18 protein-coding genes are annotated in these 20342 nt (G+C 63.2%); 10 read left to right on the top strand and 8 right to left on the bottom strand.

The window, feature by feature from the left end; all coding sequences use genetic code 11:
* Positions 1-59 precede the first annotated feature (59 nt).
* Positions 60-989 carry a pseudouridine-5'-phosphate glycosidase gene (locus CSQ91_RS21930; protein WP_034785582.1) on the bottom strand — a complete coding sequence of 310 codons (930 nt, stop codon included), beginning with the start codon at positions 987-989 and terminating at the stop codon, positions 60-62.
* 2 nt (positions 990-991) lie between these two features.
* Positions 992-2149, bottom strand: a complete 1158-nt coding sequence (locus CSQ91_RS21925) for a carbohydrate kinase (protein ID WP_070280871.1) — start codon at positions 2147-2149, stop codon at positions 992-994.
* A 382-nt stretch (positions 2150-2531) separates the two neighbouring features.
* On the opposite strand from CSQ91_RS21925, the gene xapA reads away from it, so the two are divergent.
* The 7 genes from xapA to CSQ91_RS21890 all read left to right on the top strand — a co-directional run bounded on the left by xapA (position 2532) and on the right by CSQ91_RS21890 (position 11141).
* Entirely contained in the window at positions 2532-3371 is an 840-nt protein-coding gene (gene xapA, locus CSQ91_RS21920) for a xanthosine phosphorylase (protein ID WP_034785579.1), read from the top strand.
* A 117-nt stretch (positions 3372-3488) separates the two neighbouring features.
* Complete coding sequence (locus tag CSQ91_RS21915; protein ID WP_034785578.1) at positions 3489-4682, top strand: phosphopentomutase; 1194 nt, start codon at positions 3489-3491, stop codon at positions 4680-4682.
* Positions 4679-5638 (top strand): deoxyribose-phosphate aldolase, encoded by a 960-nt coding sequence (gene deoC, locus CSQ91_RS21910; protein ID WP_034785577.1) that lies wholly within the window; start codon positions 4679-4681, stop codon positions 5636-5638. The genes CSQ91_RS21915 and deoC overlap by 4 nt, the downstream gene beginning before the upstream one ends.
* A gap of 12 nt (positions 5639-5650) precedes the next feature.
* Positions 5651-8032, top strand: a complete 2382-nt coding sequence (locus CSQ91_RS21905) for an aldehyde dehydrogenase family protein (RefSeq protein WP_370452791.1) — start codon at positions 5651-5653, stop codon at positions 8030-8032.
* Between the two features lie 74 nt (positions 8033-8106).
* Positions 8107-9429 (top strand): thymidine phosphorylase, encoded by a 1323-nt coding sequence (gene deoA, locus CSQ91_RS21900; protein WP_099389597.1) that lies wholly within the window; start codon positions 8107-8109, stop codon positions 9427-9429.
* An 82-nt stretch (positions 9430-9511) separates the two neighbouring features.
* Positions 9512-9919: a cytidine deaminase gene (locus tag CSQ91_RS21895; RefSeq protein WP_034785574.1), complete on the top strand. Its 408-nt coding sequence runs from the start codon at positions 9512-9514 to the stop codon at positions 9917-9919.
* A gap of 10 nt (positions 9920-9929) precedes the next feature.
* Positions 9930-11141, top strand: coding sequence for a nucleoside deaminase (locus tag CSQ91_RS21890; RefSeq protein ID WP_099389596.1), 1212 nt, complete (start codon positions 9930-9932; stop codon positions 11139-11141).
* On the opposite strand, the gene CSQ91_RS21885 is transcribed toward CSQ91_RS21890, so the two are convergent.
* The 4 genes from CSQ91_RS21885 to CSQ91_RS21870 form a co-directional block, all read right to left on the bottom strand.
* On the bottom strand, positions 11138-12301 hold the full coding sequence (locus CSQ91_RS21885) for a dipeptidase (protein ID WP_099389595.1): 1164 nt from the start codon (positions 12299-12301) through the stop codon (positions 11138-11140). The genes CSQ91_RS21890 and CSQ91_RS21885 overlap by 4 nt on opposite strands.
* 11 nt (positions 12302-12312) lie before the next feature.
* Complete coding sequence (locus CSQ91_RS21880; RefSeq protein WP_034785571.1) at positions 12313-12735, bottom strand: VOC family protein; 423 nt, start codon at positions 12733-12735, stop codon at positions 12313-12315.
* Between the two features lie 160 nt (positions 12736-12895).
* Positions 12896-13165: a hypothetical protein gene (locus tag CSQ91_RS21875; protein ID WP_070260145.1), complete on the bottom strand. Its 270-nt coding sequence runs from the start codon at positions 13163-13165 to the stop codon at positions 12896-12898.
* Positions 13166-13307: 142 nt separating this feature from the next.
* Positions 13308-13790, bottom strand: coding sequence for a hypothetical protein (locus CSQ91_RS21870; RefSeq protein WP_034785567.1), 483 nt, complete (start codon positions 13788-13790; stop codon positions 13308-13310).
* Positions 13791-14116: 326 nt separating this feature from the next.
* Between CSQ91_RS21870 and CSQ91_RS21865 the strand changes: the two genes are divergently transcribed.
* Positions 14117-15052 (top strand): choice-of-anchor A family protein, encoded by a 936-nt coding sequence (locus tag CSQ91_RS21865; protein WP_180278482.1) that lies wholly within the window; start codon positions 14117-14119, stop codon positions 15050-15052.
* 13 nt (positions 15053-15065) lie between these two features.
* On the opposite strand, the gene CSQ91_RS21860 is transcribed toward CSQ91_RS21865, so the two are convergent.
* Both CSQ91_RS21860 and CSQ91_RS21855 read right to left on the bottom strand, forming a co-directional pair.
* Positions 15066-15764 (bottom strand): TetR/AcrR family transcriptional regulator, encoded by a 699-nt coding sequence (locus CSQ91_RS21860; protein WP_099389594.1) that lies wholly within the window; start codon positions 15762-15764, stop codon positions 15066-15068.
* Between the two features lie 10 nt (positions 15765-15774).
* Positions 15775-17232, bottom strand: a complete 1458-nt coding sequence (locus CSQ91_RS21855; protein WP_099389593.1) for an aminotransferase-like domain-containing protein — start codon at positions 17230-17232, stop codon at positions 15775-15777.
* Positions 17233-17431: 199 nt separating this feature from the next.
* Here CSQ91_RS21855 and CSQ91_RS21850 point away from each other — a divergent pair, with 199 nt between their 5' ends.
* Positions 17432-18748: an aspartate aminotransferase family protein gene (locus CSQ91_RS21850; RefSeq protein WP_099389592.1), complete on the top strand. Its 1317-nt coding sequence runs from the start codon at positions 17432-17434 to the stop codon at positions 18746-18748.
* 82 nt (positions 18749-18830) lie between these two features.
* Positions 18831-20333: a CoA-acylating methylmalonate-semialdehyde dehydrogenase gene (locus CSQ91_RS21845; RefSeq protein WP_099389591.1), complete on the top strand. Its 1503-nt coding sequence runs from the start codon at positions 18831-18833 to the stop codon at positions 20331-20333.
* Positions 20334-20342 lie beyond the last annotated feature (9 nt).

Here is a 20342-nt window from a genome sequence, read left to right as displayed (position 1 = left end):
GGCGATGGAACGGCGCACGAACCCGTGAAGGCGCGCGCGCTTTCTTTACAGCGGTCCTATTATCGTGCCACGACCGCCTGCATGGCAATGGCCAGCGCCGTGCCGACCTGGGCATTGTGCTTGACCAGCGCGATATTCGTCGCCAGGCTGCGGCCATCCGTCAGTTGCTTGATGCGTGATAACAGGAATGGCGTGACTTGCTTGCCCTTCACGCCGCCCGCGTCCGCCTCCTGCAGCGCTTGCGTGGTGATGGCATCGATTTCTTCCTTGGGCATGGCTTGCGCGGCTGGCACGGGGTTGCTGACGACCACGCCGCCTGTCAAGCCCAGCTGCCACTTGGTGCCGATGAAGGCGGCTTGTTCGGCGGCCGTGTCGAGGCGGAAATCGGCCTTGAAGCCGCTTTCGCGCGTGAAGAATGCCGGAAAACCTTCCTGGCCCACGCTGATGACGGGCACGCCGTGGGTTTCCAGGTATTCCAGGGTCAGGCCGATGTCGAGGATGGATTTCACGCCCGCGCAGACGACGGCCACCGAGGTTTGCGCCAGTTCCTGCAAGTCGGCGGAAATGTCGAAGCTCGTTTCCGCGCCGCGGTGCACGCCGCCGATGCCGCCCGTGACGAACACGGAAATACCGGCCAGTTCCGCGCAGATCATGGTGGCGGCCACGGTGGTGGCGCCCAGTTTGCGCTGCGACAGGACGAACGGCAGGTCGCGGCGGCTGACCTTCATGGCGTCGGGCGAGGTGCCCAGCAATTCCAGCTGTTCCGGCGACAGGCCCACGCAGATCTTGCCGTCGATGATGGCGATGGTGGCCGGCACGGCGCCGCCGTCACGGATGATCTGCTCCACTTCGCGCGCCATTTCCACGTTTTGCGGATACGGCATGCCGTGCGAAATGATGGTCGATTCCAGCGCCACGATGGCCTTGCCGGCGGCGCGCGCGTCGAGCACTTCTTGCGAGAACAAGAGGAAATTCTGTAATTGGGTCATGTTTAATCCTGTTGAAAGAGGGTAGGGGGAGGCGGCGCCAGGTCGGCGTCGTCAATGCTGTCGAGCGCGCCGGCGGAAATCTGGGGGGAGACGGTGGCAGCCGATTCCAGCGTCATGGCGGCCAGCTTCAGGCCGCGCCGGCAAGCCAGTTTCAAATCGCTGCTGTCGTGGTAGAGCGACCAGCAGACGGCGGCGGAAAACGCGTCGCCGGCGCCCGTCACGTCGACGGCGTCCACTTCGCGCGCGGCCAGGTGGACGATAGGCGCGTCCGGGCTGTCGCCATCCGTGAAGTACACGCCTTCGCCGCCGCAGGTGACGATCACCTGGCGCGCGCCCTGGCGCTGTACTTCGCGGCAGGCGGCGCGCAGGTCCGCTGCCGTGGGCAAGGCCCGCGCCACGCGCGTTTCCAGTTCGCCCCGGTTCAGGATCAGCAGGTACAAGCCCGTCAGGTCTTGCGGCAGGTGCGCCATTTTCGGCTGCGAGACGGCGACGATGACGAGCGGCGTCGCGTGGGCCGCATCCTGGCGCGCGTCGGCCAGCAGTGCCTGCACGCTGTCGTGGCCCAGGTTCAGGTCGCAGACGGTGAGGGCGGCGGCGGCGCGCTGCGGCTGGCGGCTATGCAAAAAGGCCGGTGTCAGCTGTTCATAGAGTTGCATGTTGGCCATTGCCAGCAGCATTTCACCATGTTCGTCGAGCACGGCCGTGTAGGTGCCGCTGCTGGTGTTGCTCAGATGTAAGCTACCGCGCATGTCGATGCCGGCGTCTTCCGCGTGCGTCTGCAGGGCGTGGCCGGCCGCATCGTCGCCCAGCGCCGTCAGCAGGGCCACGGGGATCGACAATCGGGCCAGGTTTTCCGCGATGTTGCGGCCCACGCCGCCAAACACTTCTTCCGAGCGTACGGGATTCGAGGTGCCCATCTGCAAGGTCGCCAGGGTGCGCATCTTGCGGTCGAGGTTGGCGGCGCCTATGCACAGCACGGGGCGGCTGTCGGGCAGCACGTAGGCGCGTCCCAGCAGGCGCCGCTCACGGATGAGGCCGGCGATGTGGCCGGCGACGGCCGAGCGCGACAAGCCCAGTTCGCTCGCCAGGTCTTGCTGCGAGATGAAGGGATTGTTGCGGATCAGCGTGTACAACTGGTCTTTTTTATTGGTATCGGTCACAAGGTTTTCGCTGAGGTTTAAACATTTGTCTGAAACTGTAAACATTTGTCCTGTTGGTGTCAAGCGTGTGTGAAGTTCGTATCGGACGTGCGCCAAAAGTGGTCGTATGGAGCTTGTATGCAAGCATTTCCCGGGCATGGCGAACCTGGGCTTGTCTCGACTATAATATCGGCCATTTATATTTGAATTGTATAAATGGGCAAGAAAAATGGTATTTGCCATACATATTCCGTTTGATGCATAGTGGCGGCAAATAGAGGCAATACGCATCTGGATATACCAGCAGCACCCATATACATACCCGTAACCTGGGCCGTACTTCTTCACCGGGCACGGCCGTGCAGGCAGCAACCCATCATCATTAGTCAATCAGAGGATAACCATGTCGAACAACACCCCTTTCCACGCCGCCGAAATCATCCGTGCCCGCGCTCCTGAAAATTTCAAGCCGCGCGTGGCGATGATCCTCGGCTCCGGCCTGGGCGTGTTGGCCGAGCAGATGACGGACGCCGTCAGCATCAGCTTTGACGAATTGCCAGGCTTCCCGATCAGCACCGTGCACGGCCACGCCGGCGAACTGGTGATCGGCACCCTGTCGGGCGTCGCCGTCGTCTGCATGAAGGGCCGTGGCCACTTCTATGAAGGCTATGGCATGGGCGTGATGACGAGCGCCATCCGCACCTTGAAACTGCTGGGCTGCGAAATGCTGTTCGTCACCAACGCCGCCGGTTCCCTGCGCCCTGAAGTGGACGCCGGCAGCCTGGTGGCCATCAGCGACCACATCAACCTGTTGCCAGGCACGCCGATGGTCGGCCCGAACGACGACCGCTTCGGTCCGCGCTTCTTCAGCATGGCCAACGCCTACGATGCGGACCTGCGCAAGCTGGTCGCGGACACGGCTGCCTCCAACGGCATCACCCTGCACGAAGGCGTGTTCGTCGCCTACCCTGGCCCGAACTTCGAGACGGCCGCCGAAATCCGCATGATGGCCCGCCTGGGCGCCGACACGGTCGGCATGTCGGTGGTGCCGGAAGTGGTCTCGGCCCGCCATTGCGACCTGAAAGTGGTGGGCGTGTCCGTCATCACCAACCTGGCCGAAGGCATGTCGCCATTCGCCCTGTCGCACGAGCAAACCCTGAAATACGCGGCCATCGGCGCGAAAGACCTGGTCAAGCTGATCCTGGCTTTCCTGGCCAAAGTCGCTGAAAAACCGCAAGCCTAAGCACTTTTTTATGCAGTAGCGGCGCGCCGGCCACCGGCGCTGCCGCGCGGCAGGCCGGGAAAAACCGGCCTACACTGTCCGCATCATCCCGCATCAATCCATAAAGCGAGCCTTATCATGTCACGCGCATTTATCCTCCTGCTTGATTCCTTCGGCCTTGGCGCGACGCCAGACGCCGCCAAGTATGGCGACGCAGGTGCCAATACCTTTGGCCACATTGCCAGCACTGTCGCCAAAAGCGGCAAGACCTTGAAACTCCCGAACATGGAACGCCTGGGCCTGGGCGCCGCGGCGCAACTGGCCAGCGGCGAATGGGCCACGGGCTTCGACCAGCGCGACGGTTTTACCGGCGCCTACGGTGCGGCGCGCGAGCGCTCCACCGGCAAGGACACGCAGAGCGGCCACTGGGAAATCGCCGGCGTGCCCGTCGAATTCGACTGGGGATATTTTCCCCGTACCACGCCATCGTTCCCCGCCGACCTGACCGACAAGCTCAAGGCCATGTCCGGCGTGCCGGGCTTCCTCGGTGACTGCCATGCCTCGGGCACGGACATCATCAACAAGCATGGCGATGAACACGTCGCCACCGGCAAGCTGATTATCTATACGTCGGGCGACTCGGTGATGCAGATCGCCGCGCATGAAGAATCGTTCGGCCTCGAGCGCCTGTACCAGGTATGCGAAATGGCCTTCAAGCTGGTCGAGCCGTACAACATCGGCCGCGTCATCGCCCGCCCGTTCACCGGCAGCAATGGCAACTACACGCGCACATCCAACCGCCACGACTACGCCGTCGCGCCGCCCGCGCCGACCCTGCTCGACCATGTGAAGAACGCGGGCGGCGAAGTCGTCGGCCTGGGCAAGATCAGTGACATTTTCGCTACCCAGGGCATCTCCAGAGTCGTCAAGGGCGTCGACAACATGGCGCTGTTCGAAGCGCTGTTGAAAACGGCCGATGAAGTGCAGGACAAGTCGCTCACCTTTGTGAACTTCGTCGATTTCGACCAGGCTTTCGGCCACCGCCGCAACGTCGAAGGCTATGCCGACGCGCTGCGCGAAATGGATGCGCGCCTGCCGGAATTCATGGCCAAGCTCAAGGAAGGCGACCTGGTCGTGATCACCGCCGACCATGGCTGCGACCCGACCTGGCACGGCTCAGACCACACCCGCGAACATATACCGATGATCTTCTTCGGCCCCGGCGTCGCCCCGCGCGCGCTGGGTATTTCCGAGACCTTCTCCGATATTGGCCAAACCCTCGCCAAGCACCTTGGCGTACCACCACTTGCTAATGGAACCAGCTTGTTATGACACTCATGCACCCCGAATTCAAGCGTAACGAGGCCGTCGGCCTCGACCTGGGCTGGATCAACCAGATCCGCGTCAACCGCGCCGCGACAGACCGCCGCGCGGCCAGCCTGGCGAACCGCCGCACCGTGAAAAAGGAATACCAGGCCGCCTGGCTGGTGAAAGCCATCCAGATGATCGACCTGACCACCCTGGGCGGCGACGATACGCCGGGCCGCGTGGAACGCCTGTGCATGAAGGCCATGCGCCCGCTGCGCGCCGACCTGATGGACGCACTGGGCCTGACGCAACTGAGCACCGGCGCCGTGTGCGTATACCACGAGATGATCCAGCCGGCCGTGAAGGTCATCCAGGGCCGTTTGCCCATCGCTGCCGTGTCGACGGGTTTCCCGGCCGGCCTGACGAGCATGGAAACGAAGCTGCGCGAGATCGAACTGTCGGTCGCCGCCGGCGCTTCGGAGATCGATATCGTCATCACGCGCCAGCACGTCCTGAACGGCAACTGGCAAGTGCTGTACGACGAAATGCTCGCTTACCGCAAGGCTTGCGGCGAAGCGCACGTGAAGGCGATTCTCGCCACGGGCGACTTGCTGACCATGGAAAACGTGGCCAAGGCGTCGTGGGTCTGCATGATGGCAGGCGCCGATTTCATCAAGACTTCCACCGGTAAAGAGGGCGTGAACGCCACCATCCCCGTGGCCCTGACGATGGTGCGCACGATCCGCGAATACCACGAGCAGACGGGCTTCCAGGTGGGCTTCAAGCCGGCCGGCGGCGTCAGCTCGGCCAAGAGCGCGCTGCAATACCTGACCCTGATGAAGGAAGAACTGGGCAACGAATGGCTGCAGCCGCACCTGTTCCGCATCGGCGCTTCCAGCCTGCTGACCGACATCGAGCGCCAGCTCGAGCACTACGTCACCGGCAGCTACTCGGCCAATCATCGTCACGCACAACCTTAAAGAACAATCGTCATGCCAACAATTAACGAGATTCTCAATACTATGGACTACGGCCCTGCTCCCGAAAGTCAAAAAGAAGCGCAGGCGTGGCTTGATGGCCACCAGCGCACATTCGGTTTGTTCATCGACAATGCCTGGAGCGAGCCTGCGGAACTGTTCGCCTCGACCAATCCTGCCGACGGCACGCAGCTGGCGGAACTGACGCAAGCGAGCGATGCAGACGTGGAACGCGCCGTGGAAGCGGCGCGCCGCGCGCTGCCCGTATGGCAAGGCATGGGTGGCCACGGCCGCGCGAAAGTCATGTACGCGCTGGCCCGTCTGCTGCAAAAGCATTCGCGCCTGTTCGCCGTGCTGGAAACCCTGGATAACGGCAAGACCATCCGCGAAACGCGCGATATCGACCTGCCGCTGGCCGCGCGCCATTTCTATCATCACGCCGGCTGGGCGCAGCTGCAGTCGGAAGAATTCGCCGACTACCGCGCCGTGGGCGTGGTGGGCCAGATCGTGCCGTGGAATTTCCCCCTGCTGATGCTGTCGTGGAAAATCGCCCCGGCCCTGGCGGCCGGTAACACGGTCGTCTTCAAGCCGGCCGAATTCACGTCGCTGACCGCCATGCTGTTCGCCGAACTGTGCGTGCAGGCGGGCGTGCCGGCTGGCGTGGTCAATATCGTCACCGGCGACGGCCGCGTGGGCTCGGCCATCGTCAACCATCCTGGCGTCGACAAGATCGCGTTTACGGGTTCCACCGAAGTGGGCCGCCTCATTCGTGAAGCGACGGCCGGCAGCGGCAAGAAGCTGTCGCTGGAGCTGGGCGGCAAGTCGCCGTTCATCGTCTTTGAAGACGCGGACCTGGACGGCGCCGTGGAAGGCCTGGTTGATTCGATCTGGTTCAACCAGGGGCAAGTGTGCTGCGCCGGTTCGCGCCTGCTGGTGCAGGAATCGATCCAGGAGCGCTTCCTGAACAAGGTGCGCGCGCGCATGGAAAACCTGCGTCTCGGCTCGCCCCTGGACAAATCGATGGACGTGGGCGCGCTGGTCGACCCCGTGCAGCGCCAGCGCATCGCCGCGCTGGTCGATTCGGCCCGTGCCGAAGGCTGCGATGTATGGCAGCCGGCGTGTGAATTGCCTGCCGACGGTTCGTGGTTCCCGCCCACCCTGATCACGGGCGCGTCGACCTCGGCCGCCGTGGCGCAGGCTGAGATCTTTGGCCCCGTGCTGGTGGCCATGAGCTTCCGCACACCGCCTGAAGCGGTGCAACTGGCGAACAACACGGTGTACGGCCTGGCCGCCAGCGTGTGGACCGAGTCGATCAGCCTGGCGCTCGATATCGCTCCCGCCATCAAGGCTGGCGTGGTGTGGATCAACAGCGCGAATCAGTTCGACGCCGCGTGCGGCTTCGGCGGCTACCGCGAATCGGGTTTCGGCCGCGAAGGCGGCCGCGAAGGCATGCTGGAATACATGACTGCCCTGGCCGAAGATGCGCGTCCGGCCTTGCCGGTGGTGGAAGCGAAAGCCAAGGGCAATGTGAAGCCGGCGGCAGCCGATCCGTTCGCCATCGACCGCACGGCCAAGATGTACATCGGCGGCAAGCAGGCGCGCCCTGACAGCGCCTACAGCACCCCCGTGTTTGGCGCGAATGGCACCCTGCTGGCCGAAGTGGGCGTGGGCAGCCGCAAGGATATCCGCAACGCCGTCGAAGCGGCCCATAAAGCGTCCGGCTGGACCGGCGCCACGGCGCACAACCGCGCGCAAGTGCTGTACTACATCGCTGAAAACCTGGCCGCGCGCGCCGACGAATTTGCCGCCCGCATCGCCGCCATGACGGGCAGTAAAAATCCTGAGAAGGAAGTACAGGCATCGATCGAACGCCTGTTCTACTACGCCGCCTGGGCCGACAAGTACGACGGCCTGGCGCACCAGCCGCCAACGAAAGGCATCACCGTGGCGCTGAACGAAGCGGTCGGCGTGATCGGCATCGTTTGCCCGAATGAAGCGCCTTTGCTCGGCTTCATTTCGCTGGTGGCGCCGGCCATCGCGCTGGGCAACCGCGTGGTGGTGGTGCCGTCGGAAGCGCATCCGCTTTCCGCGCTGGACCTGTACCAAGTGTTCGACACGTCCGACTTGCCGGGCGGCGTCGTCAACATCATCAGCGGCAACGCCGATGAACTGGCGCGCACCCTGGCCACGCACGCCGACATCGACGCCGTCTGGCGCCATGACGGTTCCGCTGAAGGTTGCGCGGAAGTCGAGCGCCTGTCAGCCGGCACCCTGAAGCGCACCTGGGTAGGCGGTGCGAAGGGCCGCGACTGGTACAGCGCCGCGCAAAGCGGCGGCCGTGCCGTGCTGGCGCATGCGTCGCAAGTGAAAAACGTGTGGATTCCTTACGGCGTCTGATAGGTAACTAGCGTTACAAAGCTGGGGTCAGATCCGCAGGGACTGACCCCAGATCTCATGATTGGAGTTATTCCATGTTGTTAACCCAGGAAATCATTCGCAAGAAGCGCGACAAGGGCGTACTGAGCGCCGAGGAAATCCAGTTTTTTGTGCGCGGCATTACTGACGGCAGCGTCAGCGAAGGCCAGATCGCGGCGCTGGGCATGGCCGTCTATTTCAACGACATGAACATGGACGAACGCGTGGCGTTCACGCTGGCCATGCGCGATTCCGGCCAGGTGCTGGACTGGCGCTCGCTGAACCTGCCGGGCCCCATCGTCGACAAGCATTCGACGGGCGGCGTGGGCGATGTCGTCTCCCTGCTGCTGGGCCCCATGGTCGCCGCGTGCGGCGGCTACGTGCCGATGATCTCGGGCCGCGGCCTGGGTCACACAGGCGGCACGCTGGACAAGTTCGACGCCATTCCCGGCTATTGCACGGTGCCGGACAATGAATTGTTCCGCAAGGTGGTGCAGGAGATCGGCGTGGCCATCATCGGCCAGACGGCGCAGCTGGCGCCGGCCGACAAGCGTTTCTACAGTATCCGCGACGTCACCGCCACGGTGGAATCGGTGGCCATGATTACCGGCTCCATCCTGTCGAAGAAACTGTCGGCCGGCCTGGATGCGCTGGTGATGGATGTGAAAGTGGGCACGGGCGCCTTCATGCCGACCTACGACAAGTCGGTGGAACTGGCCGAAAGCATCGTCGCCGTCGGCAACGGCGCGGGCATGCAGACGTCGGCGATTCTGACGGACATGAACGAGTCGCTGGCGCCGTATGCGGGCAATGCGCTGGAAGTGCGCGGCGCCATGGATTACCTGACGGGCCGTTCGCGTCCCGCGCGCCTGCATGAAGTCACCCTGGCGCTGTGCGCCGAGATGCTGGTGCTGGGCGGCCTGGCTGCCACCGAAGAAGAAGCGCGCGTGAAATTGATGGCGGCCCTCGATTCGGGTGAAGCGGCCGAGCGCTTTTCGCGCATGGTATCTGCCCTGGGCGGCCCGGGCGACCTGGTCGAACATCCGGACAAACACCTGGAACAGGCACCATTCATCGTGCCGGCGCCGGCGCTGTCCGCCGGTTTTGCCAACGTGCGCGATTGCCGCGCCATTGGCCTGGCCGTGGTGGCCCTGGGTGGTGGCCGCCGCCGTCCGACCGACAGCATCGATTTCGCTGTCGGCCTGACGGACCTCGTGGGCCTGGGCGAGCAGGTGGCTGTCGGCCAGCCGCTGGCCATGGTGCACGCGCGCACGGAAGCGGCGGCGCAGCAAGCTGTCAGGGAAATCCAGCAAGCGTATGCCATCAGCGCGGTGGCGCTGGAGGCCAATCCGGTGATTTACCGTACCATTCGACCATAACTTAGCCCTAGAAGCAAAATCTGGGGTCAGACCCTGAGGGTCTGACCCCGGTCTTTCGCGGGTTTTACAGATAGATAAGCAAATGAACAACCAAGAACTGATCGCCGAAGCCAACGCTGGCCGCGAACTGGCCTACGCGCCATACTCGCGTTTCAAGGTGGGCGCGGCGCTGCTGTGCAAGGATGGCCGCGTCTTCCGTGGCTGTAACGTGGAAAATGCCGCGTATGGCCTGTGCAACTGCGCCGAACGCACGGCGTTTTTCAGCGCCATCGCGCATGGCTGCAAGCCGGGCGACTTTGCCAGGCTGGCCGTCACGGGCGACACGGCGGAACCGATCTCGCCATGCGGCGCCTGCCGCCAGGTGATCTTCGAGATGGGCGGCGCCGACCTGCCGGTGATCCTCACCAATCTGAAAAACGATGTCATGGAAGTGACGGCGGGCTGGCTGCTGCCGCACGGCTTCGGCAATTCCGACCTGGACATGAAGTAACAGGATCCGCTTGAACAAGACGATCGACATCCAGGCCGCCGTGGCGATTGCCGCGGCAGAAGCCATGGCAGCCAAGACGCAGGGTACATTTGGCGTGGGCGGCGTGCTGCTCGATGGCGCCGGCAACGTGCTGCAATCGATGCACAACAACGTCGTGCGCCAGGGCCTGGTGTTCGACCCCACCGCGCATGGCGAGCGCCAGCTGGTGGATTGGTATTTCGCCGAACGGGCCAAGGGCACGCCCTTGCCGCCGCCGGGCGAACTGACCATCGTCACCTCGCTCGATCCGTGCTGCATGTGCACGGGGGCGATTTTGGCGGCCGGTTTCAACGTGGTGGTGGCCGCTCCCGATGTCAAGGCGGGCATCAATTACGATGGCAGCGCCAGTTTTACCGCCTTGCCGGCGCCGCTGCAGGCGCAGGCCGGCCGCAGCTTTTGCTATCCGGCCGTGCGTGGCGCCACCGAGTATGCGCGCCTGCCTTCCGGCGCCGCGCCCAAATCTTTTTTCATCGGCAAGAGCATCCACGAGGCGACGCAGGCACTGTGCTCGCTCGTGTTCGAGTCGACATCGGCGCAGGTGATGCAGTTGCTGAACGCCGGCGACGACGTGTACTTGCGCGATCCCGCCACCTTGCCGTCCGAGCATGCCGTGGTGCGCGCCCTGCGCCGCCGCTATCCTGATGCCCTCACTTACCGCTGCGCGCCGCATGCGCCGGATGCCGGCCTGGCGCCATTTTTGCAGGCGGCCATGGAGCAGGATGTGCGCGATGGCGGGCAGGGCGACGCGGCCGCCTTGCTCGATTCCTTTGGCAACCTGCTGCTGTGCATGCCGGGAAAATTGGCGCAGTCGGTCATCCGCACGCCATTCATGGAATGCACGCGCCAGTACGCGCAACTGCGCTTTGAATTGATGGCGAACGCGGAGCCGGCGCTGCAGGAAGAAATTAAAAGCTACCTGGGGCATCCCAAGCATGGCACCTTCGTGCTGGCCATCGGCCCGGACGACAGCGCCGCCAGCTTCATGACCCTGGGCGCCTACGGCTCCACCATGGAGGGGGCGCTGCCGGAAAATAATCCCGCGCAATTCCAGTATGTGCGCCCGGCCATGGATGAAGACGTGCTGCTGGCGCTGTGCGAGTCGATGCCGCCGTTGTACCGCAAGCTGATACGCATCCGGCCACGCCAGGTGGCGGACCATGCGTTGATCAGCGTACTGGGCTAGGCGTCGTCGTCCGGCAGGTTCTTCAGCAGGAAGTCGCGTACGTTTTCGCCCGCCACGCGGCGGATCTGCGCTTCCGACAGGCCAGCGTCGAGCAGCGCCTGCGTCAATCGCGGCAAGCCCGTCGCATCGATGGCCGTGGTGACGGCGCCGTCGAAGTCCGAGCCATAGGCCACGTGTTCGGCGCCGATCAGTTTTACCGTGTACTTGATGGCGCGCGCGATGGACGCCACGTCCTTGCCGCAGACGGCCGTGTTCCAGAAGCCGATGCCCACCAGGCCACCCTGGGCGGCGATGCGTTTCAACTGGCTGTCGCTGAGGTTGCGGCCGTTGGCGCAAGTGCCGCGCACGCCCGTGTGCGAGACCATCACGGGGCGTTTCGCCATCGTTAACACGTCGTCGATGGTGGCCGGCGAGGCGTGCGCCAGGTCGACGATCATCTTGCGCTGCTCCATGGCGCGCAGCCATTGCCGGCCCAGCGGCGTCAAGCCACCTTTTTTCAGACCGTGCTGGGAACCGGAGAGTTCCGTGTCGAAGAAATGCGTGGGCGCGGCCATGCGGAAGCCGGCCCGGTACAGGGTATCGAGATTGTCCAGCTTGCCTTCGAGCGCATGCGCGCCTTCCAGTGTCAGCCAGCCGGCCAGCAGGGCGGGGTCTTTTTCGCGCGCGGCGATGAAGCTGCGCAGCTGGGCGCGGCTGCCGATCACCCGGACCTTGCCATGGCTCTTGGCCGCTTGCTGGCGCAGTTCGTCGGCCTGCCAGGTGGCGCGCGCCAGCAGGCTGTTCCAGGTAGCGGGCGGCAAGCCTTGTGCCACCACCAGGGCCGTGATGTTGTCCGTGTCACTGCCATTGCGCTCGATATTCATCTTGCGCGGCGTCTTGGTCACGACGGAAAAGGCTTGCAGCGCCACGTTGGCCCGTTGCAGGCGGGGGAAGTCGACATGCCCGCGCTGGCTGTCGCGGTTCAGGTTGCGTTGCCACAGCAGGCTGTCCGCATGCAGGTCGGCGATCCACAGGCTCTGGTGCATGGCCACGGTGGCTGCCGATGGCGCCTTGCCGGACGGAGGGTGGACACGGTTGAGGTGTTCGTCGACGAGGACGGGAGCGGACAGGAAACCGCCGATCAGCGCAAGGCTGGCGGCGGCGAGGGTACTGATAATCATTGTTCTCCGTTTTACCATGGATCGTAGGTGCCCAGGCTCCAGATATGGCCTTCCGGGTCGCGGCAGGTAAAGCCCCGTCCGCCGTAATCTTCATCCTTGATGTCGAGCACGATCTCGGCGCCGGCTTCGCGCGCGCTGCGGTAGACGGCATCGGCATCGCTGACGACCAGGTAGCAGTTTTGCGTGTTGGCGCCGCCGACGTCGCCGGGTAGTTTCATCAGGCGGCCATAGTCGCTGTCGATGGCTGGCGCCACCATGACCATGCCATTGCCGAAGCTCAGCTGCGCATGGGCGACGCCACCGTTGCCGTCAGGCACGATCAATTGTTTTTCAAAGCCGAGCGCCTTGCACAGCCATTCAATGGCGGCGGGCGCGTCGCGGTAGCGCAGGCAGGGAATGGTTGTCGCTGCTGTAGCTTTTGCTGTCGTGGTCATCAGAAAACTCCTATGGCGGTGGGGGAGTAGCTTCGATCATGGATACTGCGTGGCGTTCCGTACCCATACCGTCCATCGGGATGGGTTTGATGCCTGTCAGTGCTGTGCCCATCCATAGTGCCATAGAACAATCATTGCACTCTTGCCACGACGCAAATTTTTATTGCGGCGACTGCTGCGAGCCCGGCGCTTTTTCGTCTGCACCGGCATCATCGCTGTTGCTTGCCCATTTCAGCAGCATGACGAGGGCAAACAGCATGATGGCCAGCGGCAAGATGGTAATCAGGAACGCCAGGCCCAGGCAGCACGCCAGCAGCATGGGCCAGGACATGGCACGCAAGGCGGCCATGCCCTGGCGCGTGTAAGCGCACAGCTCGTTCCAGAAAGCGCTGAAGGAAGTGCTGCCCGGTGCCGAATTGATGTCTTTCATGCCGTTCTCCTGTCGTGTGGGTGCCGCTGCCGTATGCATGCTGGCGATGAGTCCACTATAGGCAGAACTATACTGCCGGGCATCGCGTATGCGACGAATGGCAGGAATGGCGGACCGAACGGCGACAAATCAGGACAAACGGTTATTCAAACACCTTGAGTTTCAGCTGGAAACTGAGGGCGCCATACAGGCGGTCCTTGTAGGAAGGCACGATGGCGATATTCACGCCCACGCGCTGGTATTCATAGCTGATGGTGGGGACCAGGGCCGGGAACCAGCCGCCATCGCGCATCTTCGGATAGCCGCTGAAGCCGCCAACGACGGCGCCGACGCGCAGCGGGCCTACCTTGATCGGCTGGTAGTACACGCCCAGGTAGTTCGAGTAGGCACGGTCGCTATTGTAGAAGCGGCCCGCCGTGACCGACGCGACCGTGGAAAAGCGGTATTCGGCGCCCAGGCCCGGATTGCTGTCATTCAGGTTCTTGTCGCGCTGAAAGTGGTACGAATAAAAGCCCGCGTTGAGCCAGGTTTCGCTCAGCGGCTGGTTATCGATCATGTTCACAACATCGGCGTGTGCGCCGCAGGCATATGCCAGCATCAGTGCGCCTAGGGACAATCGTTTCATGCGTGCTTCATCCTTATGATTTCGTATTCTGTGGCCTGGCCTGGCCTGGCCTGGCCTGGCTTGGCGCTGCCGCGATCGTATCACCAAGTTGGCTGCGCTTCTAAGCAATATTGAAACAGCAGAACAGACGGCTGTTTTCCCGTCTGTTCACAGCGCCATCCGGATGGCTAAGGCCTTCTCCGGGCAGCGACGGGGAAACAATTTCTTTTGTGAAACTATGTTTGCATAATCATTACAAAAGTTGTTGATTTGCGACATCTCAAATCAAATAGATATGATATTCTGGCGTCAAGTTAATTTTCTTTTTGGAAATAAAAATGCCAAGCATGCCTAAATTGCCACTCCTTCTCGTTCTGTCGACCGTGTTCGCTGCCGGCGCTGCGCAAGCCGGTGTTGTCGATCTGGGTATCGGTGGCGCCAATTTGTATTCCCTGAGCAACTTCAGTGCGTCCGGCAGCGATGTCGAAGGCGGCGTGCTGGTTGCCGGTAACCTGTCCGCGTCGAGCTATTCGATCAATGACAAGAACAAGGACGCCTACGTCACGCACGGTAATACCGGCTATGCGCTGGTCGTTGGCGGCAACCTGAACTACAGCTCCGGTTCGATCAAGAACGGCAACTATTTTGTGGGCGGCAGCACGACGACGAGCAGCGTGGGCCTGAACACGGCGAGCAAGACCACGGCGTCGCCCGTATCGTTTGCCTCCACCTCGGCCCAACTGAAAAGCTCCTCGACCTCGCTGGCGAAAGTGGCGTCCACGGGCATCAGCTCCGTGGCCTACGGCGGCATGACCCTGAAGGGCGGCACGGGCAGCGTGCAAGTGTTCGATCTGACTTCCGCGGCGTTGGGTTCGGTGAACAACTTCAAGTTCAGCAACCTGCACACGAACGACACTCTGATCCTCAATATCAGCGGCAAGAATGTGAACCTGTCCGGCGGCTACGGCGATTTCAGCAAATACAACGTGCTGTACAACTTCTATGAAGCGCAAAACATCACCTTGAACGGTGTGGGCCTGTATGGCAGCATTCTGGCGCCGCTGGCGACCCTGGCCGGCGGCAATGGCCAGATCAACGGCAACGTGGTGGTGGGTAACTGGGCTTCGAACATCCAGGTCAACGCCAACCATTATTTCAACGCCACCAACGTGGCCGGTTATGTTTCGGCCGTGCCGGAACCGGAAACCTATGCGATGTTGTTGGCAGGCCTGGGCCTGGTTGGCTTCATGGCGCGCCGCCGCAAGGGCAAGACGGCAGCATAAGCGTTTGCGCTGTTCAGGAAACCGCCTTGCAAGGCGGTTTTTTTTCGCCTGCGGGCGGCATGGACACGGCCGCCAGCACCATGTGCGCGATCAGGATTTCCGCATCCTCGTAATCCTTGCGCGTGAGCTGCTTGCGCTCCAGCACCAGGGCCATCTGCGCTGAAAAATCCGCATACGATTGCGTCATGGCCCAGATGGCGAACATCAGGTGCGTGGCGTTGACGGGCGCGATCCTGCCGGCCGCGATCCAGGCTTCGAAGACGGCGATATCCTTGCGCAGCAGGGGCACGACCCGGTCGCGTATCTGCGCGCCGTACAGGGGCGCGCCATTGATCACTTCCAGCGCATACACGCGCGAAGCCCACGGCTGTTCGCGCGAAAAACGCAGCTTGGCGCCGATGTAGGCGCGCAGCACGTCGCGCGGTTCGTCGTGTTCATTGGCCAGCGACTCCATGCGCGCCAGCCAGTCGTCGAGCACATCGTCGAGCACGCGCTGGTACAGCAGCTGCTTGGACGGGAAGTAATACATCAGGTTTTGCTTCGACAGGCCGGCCCGTTCGGCGATGGTGGCGATCGACGCGCCCTCATAGCCGCTTTCAGCGAACGCGCGCACGGCTTGTTCCAGGATGTCCGCTTCCAGGCGGTCGCGGTTTTGCAGGCGCCGGCCGCCGGCATTTTTTACGGGAAGGGCAGGGGATTTTTCGCTGGCCATGGCAGGTTCTTTAGCGTGGGCGGATCGATTGCAGGAACGCTTGCAGCACGGGGGTATCGGTGTAGGCCACGTTGAAGCGGAACCACACCGTCTCGGGCGCGCGCAGCATGAAAAATTCGTTCGGCGAGAGCAGGATGCCGGCCTTCAAGGCCATGTCGGCGATGATCTTGCCATTCCATTCCGGCGTTTGCACGTCGGGCCAGCCGGCGCTGACGAACATGCCGCCGCGGGGCCGTGCCACGGGCGCCATGCCCGCCTGCGCCAGGCAGTCGATGCTGCGCTCGCGGGCCGCATCGAGCTGCGCCACCAGCCGCTCGACCATCCGCTTGTAGGGCCGCGCGGAGATGGCGTGGTAGACGGCGCGCTCGTTGATCTCCGACGTCGTCAGTCCCGCCAGCATTTTCACGCGTACCAGTTCCGCCACCAGCGAAGGCGAGGCGCAGATGGAACCGACGCGCAGCACGGGCGACAGGGTCTTGGAAAAGCTGCCCACGCGGATCACGCGGCGCAAGCCATCCATGGCCGCCAGCGATGCGTCGCCGCGCGCCGCCAGTTCGCGGTAGATATCGTCTTCCACCAGCCAGAAATCGAACTGCTCGGCCAGCGCCAGCAGGCGGTGCGTCTGCGCCTGGCTGAGCGAGGTGCCGAGCGGGTTTTGCAGTACCGTGTTGACGAACATCAGCTTGGGCTGGGTGCGCGCGGCCTCGCTGGCCAGCGCATCGAGGTCGAGGCCCGCCTCGCCGCGGCTGATGCCGACGGGGATGCAGCCGTGGTGGCGGATCAGCGACTGCAGATTGCTGTAGCCGGGGTCTTCCACCAGCACCGTGTCGCCCGGCTTGGTCAGGCTGCGCAGGATCAAATCGAAGGCATGCGTGGCGCCATGCGTCAGCAAGACCTGGTCCGCCTCCACCTGAAACAGCTCTTCCGACAGGCTGGTGGCCAGGTGCTGGCGCAGCGAGGGAAAACCGAGAGGATGGCCATAGCCGCGCAGCCGGCTGGCGGGAATGCGCATGGCCTGGCGCACGGCATCGAGCACGGTCGCTTCGCCATACATCTCGGGCGGCAGCCAGCCCGCGCCCACGGGCAGGGCATCGGACACGCCCGAATACAGGTCCGGCGTGAGGGCATCGATGGCGGTGGGACTCGCGTGTACGGCCGCCTGCGGCGAGGCTGCGATATCGTGGCGCGCGACGAAATAGCCGGAACCGCGGCGCGACGACAGCAAGCCCAGGTTGACCAGGCGGTCGTACGATTCGACGACGGTAAACGTCGACACGCCATTGCAGCGGGCGAACTGGCGCACGGACGGCATGCGCGTGCCGATGCGCAGGGCGCGGCTGCCCACCATGACGCTGATGGCGATGACGATCTGCTCGACGAGGCCGCCCTTTTTCTGGCGGTCGATGTCGAGCACGGGCCAGCCGCTTGCTCGCTCGGGGGCATCGTCTGTGCTGTCGCTGTGCTTCACGGTGGCTCCTTATGCTGCCTTGCACAAAACTGTAGTGGTTTTCCGACCTGTACGGTTGGGGTACTTTGCCGTTTGTGTATCTGTGCCATTGGGGATGGCCTGTCTATTATTACATCAGCTTTTTGCCAACTGGTAAATTATTTTACGCTTCGTCAAAAACGATCCTGGCTCCGCGCCAGCCCATCCCAAGGAGAAGGTCATGAACGAAACAAGGCCGGAATCGATGTCGGCATTCTGGATGCCGTTTACGAACAACCGTGATTTCAAGGCCAACCCGCGCCTGCTCGTGTCGGCTGAAGGCATGTACTACAAGGACGTCGATGGCAACGCCATCCTCGATGGCACGGCCGGCCTGTGGTGCGTGCCGTGCGGCCATGCGCAGCCGAAAATCGTCGCTGCCATCCGCGACATGGTGGGCCAGCTGGACTTCGCGCCGACCTTTCAGATGGGCCATCCGGCCGCCTTCGACCTGGCGGAAAAGCTGATGGACTACACGGGCCACAAGTTCGGCCACGTGTTTTATACGAACTCCGGTTCCGAAGCCGTCGACACGGCGTTGAAGATCGCGCTGGCCTATCACCGGGCGCGCGGCGAGGGCGCGCGCACCCGTCTGATCGGCCGCGAACGCGGTTACCACGGCGTGGGCTTTGGCGGCATTTCCGTGGGCGGCATCGGCGGCAACCGCAAGACCTTCGGTCCCCTGCTGCCGGGCGTGGACCACCTGCCGCACACGCATAACCTGGACAAGAACGCCTACACGGTGGGCGAGCCCGAATACGGCACCCACCTGGCCGATGAACTGGAACGCATCGTCGCCCTGCACGACGCCTCGACGATTGCCGCCGTCATCGTCGAACCGGTGGCCGGTTCCACGGGTGTGCTGATCCCGCCGAAAGGCTATCTGAAACGCTTGCGCGAACTGTGCACCAAGCACGGCATCCTGCTGATCTTCGATGAGGTGATCACGGGTTTCGGCCGCATGACGACGCCGTTCGCTGCCGACTATTTCGATGTCGAGCCGGACCTGATGACGACGGCCAAGGGCCTGACCAACGGCATGGTGCCCATGGGCGCCGTGTTCAGCAAAAAATACATCCACGACGCCTTCATGGACGCGCCGGCCGGCATCGAACTGTTCCACGGCTACACGTATTCCGGCCACCCGCTGGCTTGCGCCGCCTCGCTGGCGACCCTGCAAGTGTTCGAGGAACAGGACATCCTGGGCCACGCTAAAGCGATGCAGGCGTATTGGAGCGACGCCGTGCATTCCCTGAAAGGCCTGCCGCATGTGATCGACTTGCGCAGCATCGGCCTGATCGCCGGCATCGAGCTCGATCCCATCGCCGGCAAACCCGGCACGCGCGCCTTCAACGCCTTCAAGCAGGCGTTCGCCGACGGCGTGCTGATACGCACGACAGGCGACATCATTGCCCTGTCGCCGCCGCTGGTGCTGGAGAAACAGCACGTCGACGAGCTGTTTGGCAAGCTGGCCAAGGTACTCAAAAATCTTGATTGAACTGCGAACCCAAGCAAAACCTGGGGTCGGACCCTGAGGGTCCGACCCCGGCACTTGTTTTTGGGTTTGAAAAAGGAACACCATGAACACTCTCGACACCATCACCCACTTCATCAACGGCGCCAAAGTCGACACCCAGAGCGGCCGCTATGGCGACGTGTATAACCCCGCGCTCGGCGAACCCGTCGCCCGCGTCGCGCTGGGCACCGTGGAGGACGTGGACGCGGCCGTGCAGGCAGCCGCCGCCGCCTTTCCTTCCTGGTCGGCCACGCCGCCCCTGACGCGCGCGCGGGTGCTGTTCCGCTACCTGCAGTTATGCCAGCAGCACACGGACGACTTTGCCGCCATGCTCACGCGCGAGCATGGCAAGACCTTTGCCGATGCGCAGGGCGAGGTGGCGCGCGGCATCGAAATGGTGGAATTTGCCGTCGGCATTCCGCAATTGTTAAAGGGTGAATTCACGGACCAGATTTCGCGCGGCATCGATGCCTGGTCCATGCGCCAGGCGCTCGGCGTGGTGGCCGGCATCACGCCATTCAACTTCCCCGTAATGGTGCCGATGTGGATGTTCCCCGTTGCCATCGCCTGCGGCAATACCTTCGTCCTGAAACCGTCCGAGCGCGATCCGTCCGCCTCCCTGCTGCACGCGAAACTGCTGAAAGAAGCGGGCTTGCCCGACGGCGTCTTCAACGTGGTACAGGGAGACAAGGTCACGGTCGATGCCTTGCTCGACCATCCCGTGGTGCAGGCGATCAGCTTTGTCGGCTCCACGCCGATCGCCGAATACATCTATGCGCGCGGCAGCGCCAGCGGCAAGCGCGTGCAGGCGCTGGGCGGCGCGAAGAACCACATGGTGGTGATGCCCGACGCGGACATGGACATGACGGTCGATGCGCTGATCGGCGCGGCCTACGGTTCGGCGGGCGAGCGCTGCATGGCCATCTCGGTGGTGGTGGCCGTGGGCGACGCGGGCGACAAATTGATCGATGCACTGGCAACGCGCACGGCCGCACTGAAAGTGCGCGACGGCATGGCCGACGGTGCGGAAATGGGGCCAGTCGTATCGCTGGCCGCCAAGCAGCGCATCGAAAAACTGATCGCCTCGGGTGTGGAGCAAGGCGCAACTTTGGTGGTCGATGGCCGCAACCATGTGGTGGCGGGACGCGAGAATGGCTTCTTTGTCGGCGGTACTTTATTTGACCATGTGACGCGCGACATGAGCATCTACAAGGAAGAGATTTTCGGTCCCGTGCTGTGCGTGCTCCGGTGTCCTGACGTGGTGCATGCGGTGGAGCTGATCAACGCCAACGAGTATGGCAACGGCGTGGCCATCTACACGCGCGACGGCGGCGTAGCGCGTGAATTCGTGCGCCAGATACAGGTCGGCATGGTGGGCGTCAACATCCCCTTGCCGGTGCCGATGGCCTTCAACAGCTTTGGCGGCTGGAAGCGCAGCATGTTCGGCGACCACCACGCCTATGGTCCCGAAGGCGTGCGCTTCTACACGCGGCACAAGGCCGTGATGCAGCGCTGGCCGAATACGGCAAGCGCTGGTGTGGAATTTGCTTTTCCCCAGATGAAGTAAAGGTTTCAA

It is taken from the genome of Janthinobacterium sp. BJB301 (genome assembly GCF_002735685.1).
Lineage (GTDB): Bacteria > Pseudomonadota > Gammaproteobacteria > Burkholderiales > Burkholderiaceae_D > Janthinobacterium > Janthinobacterium lividum.
The sequence above is the reverse complement of the archived record's forward strand: the minus strand, read 5'-3'. Positions and strand labels throughout refer to the sequence as shown.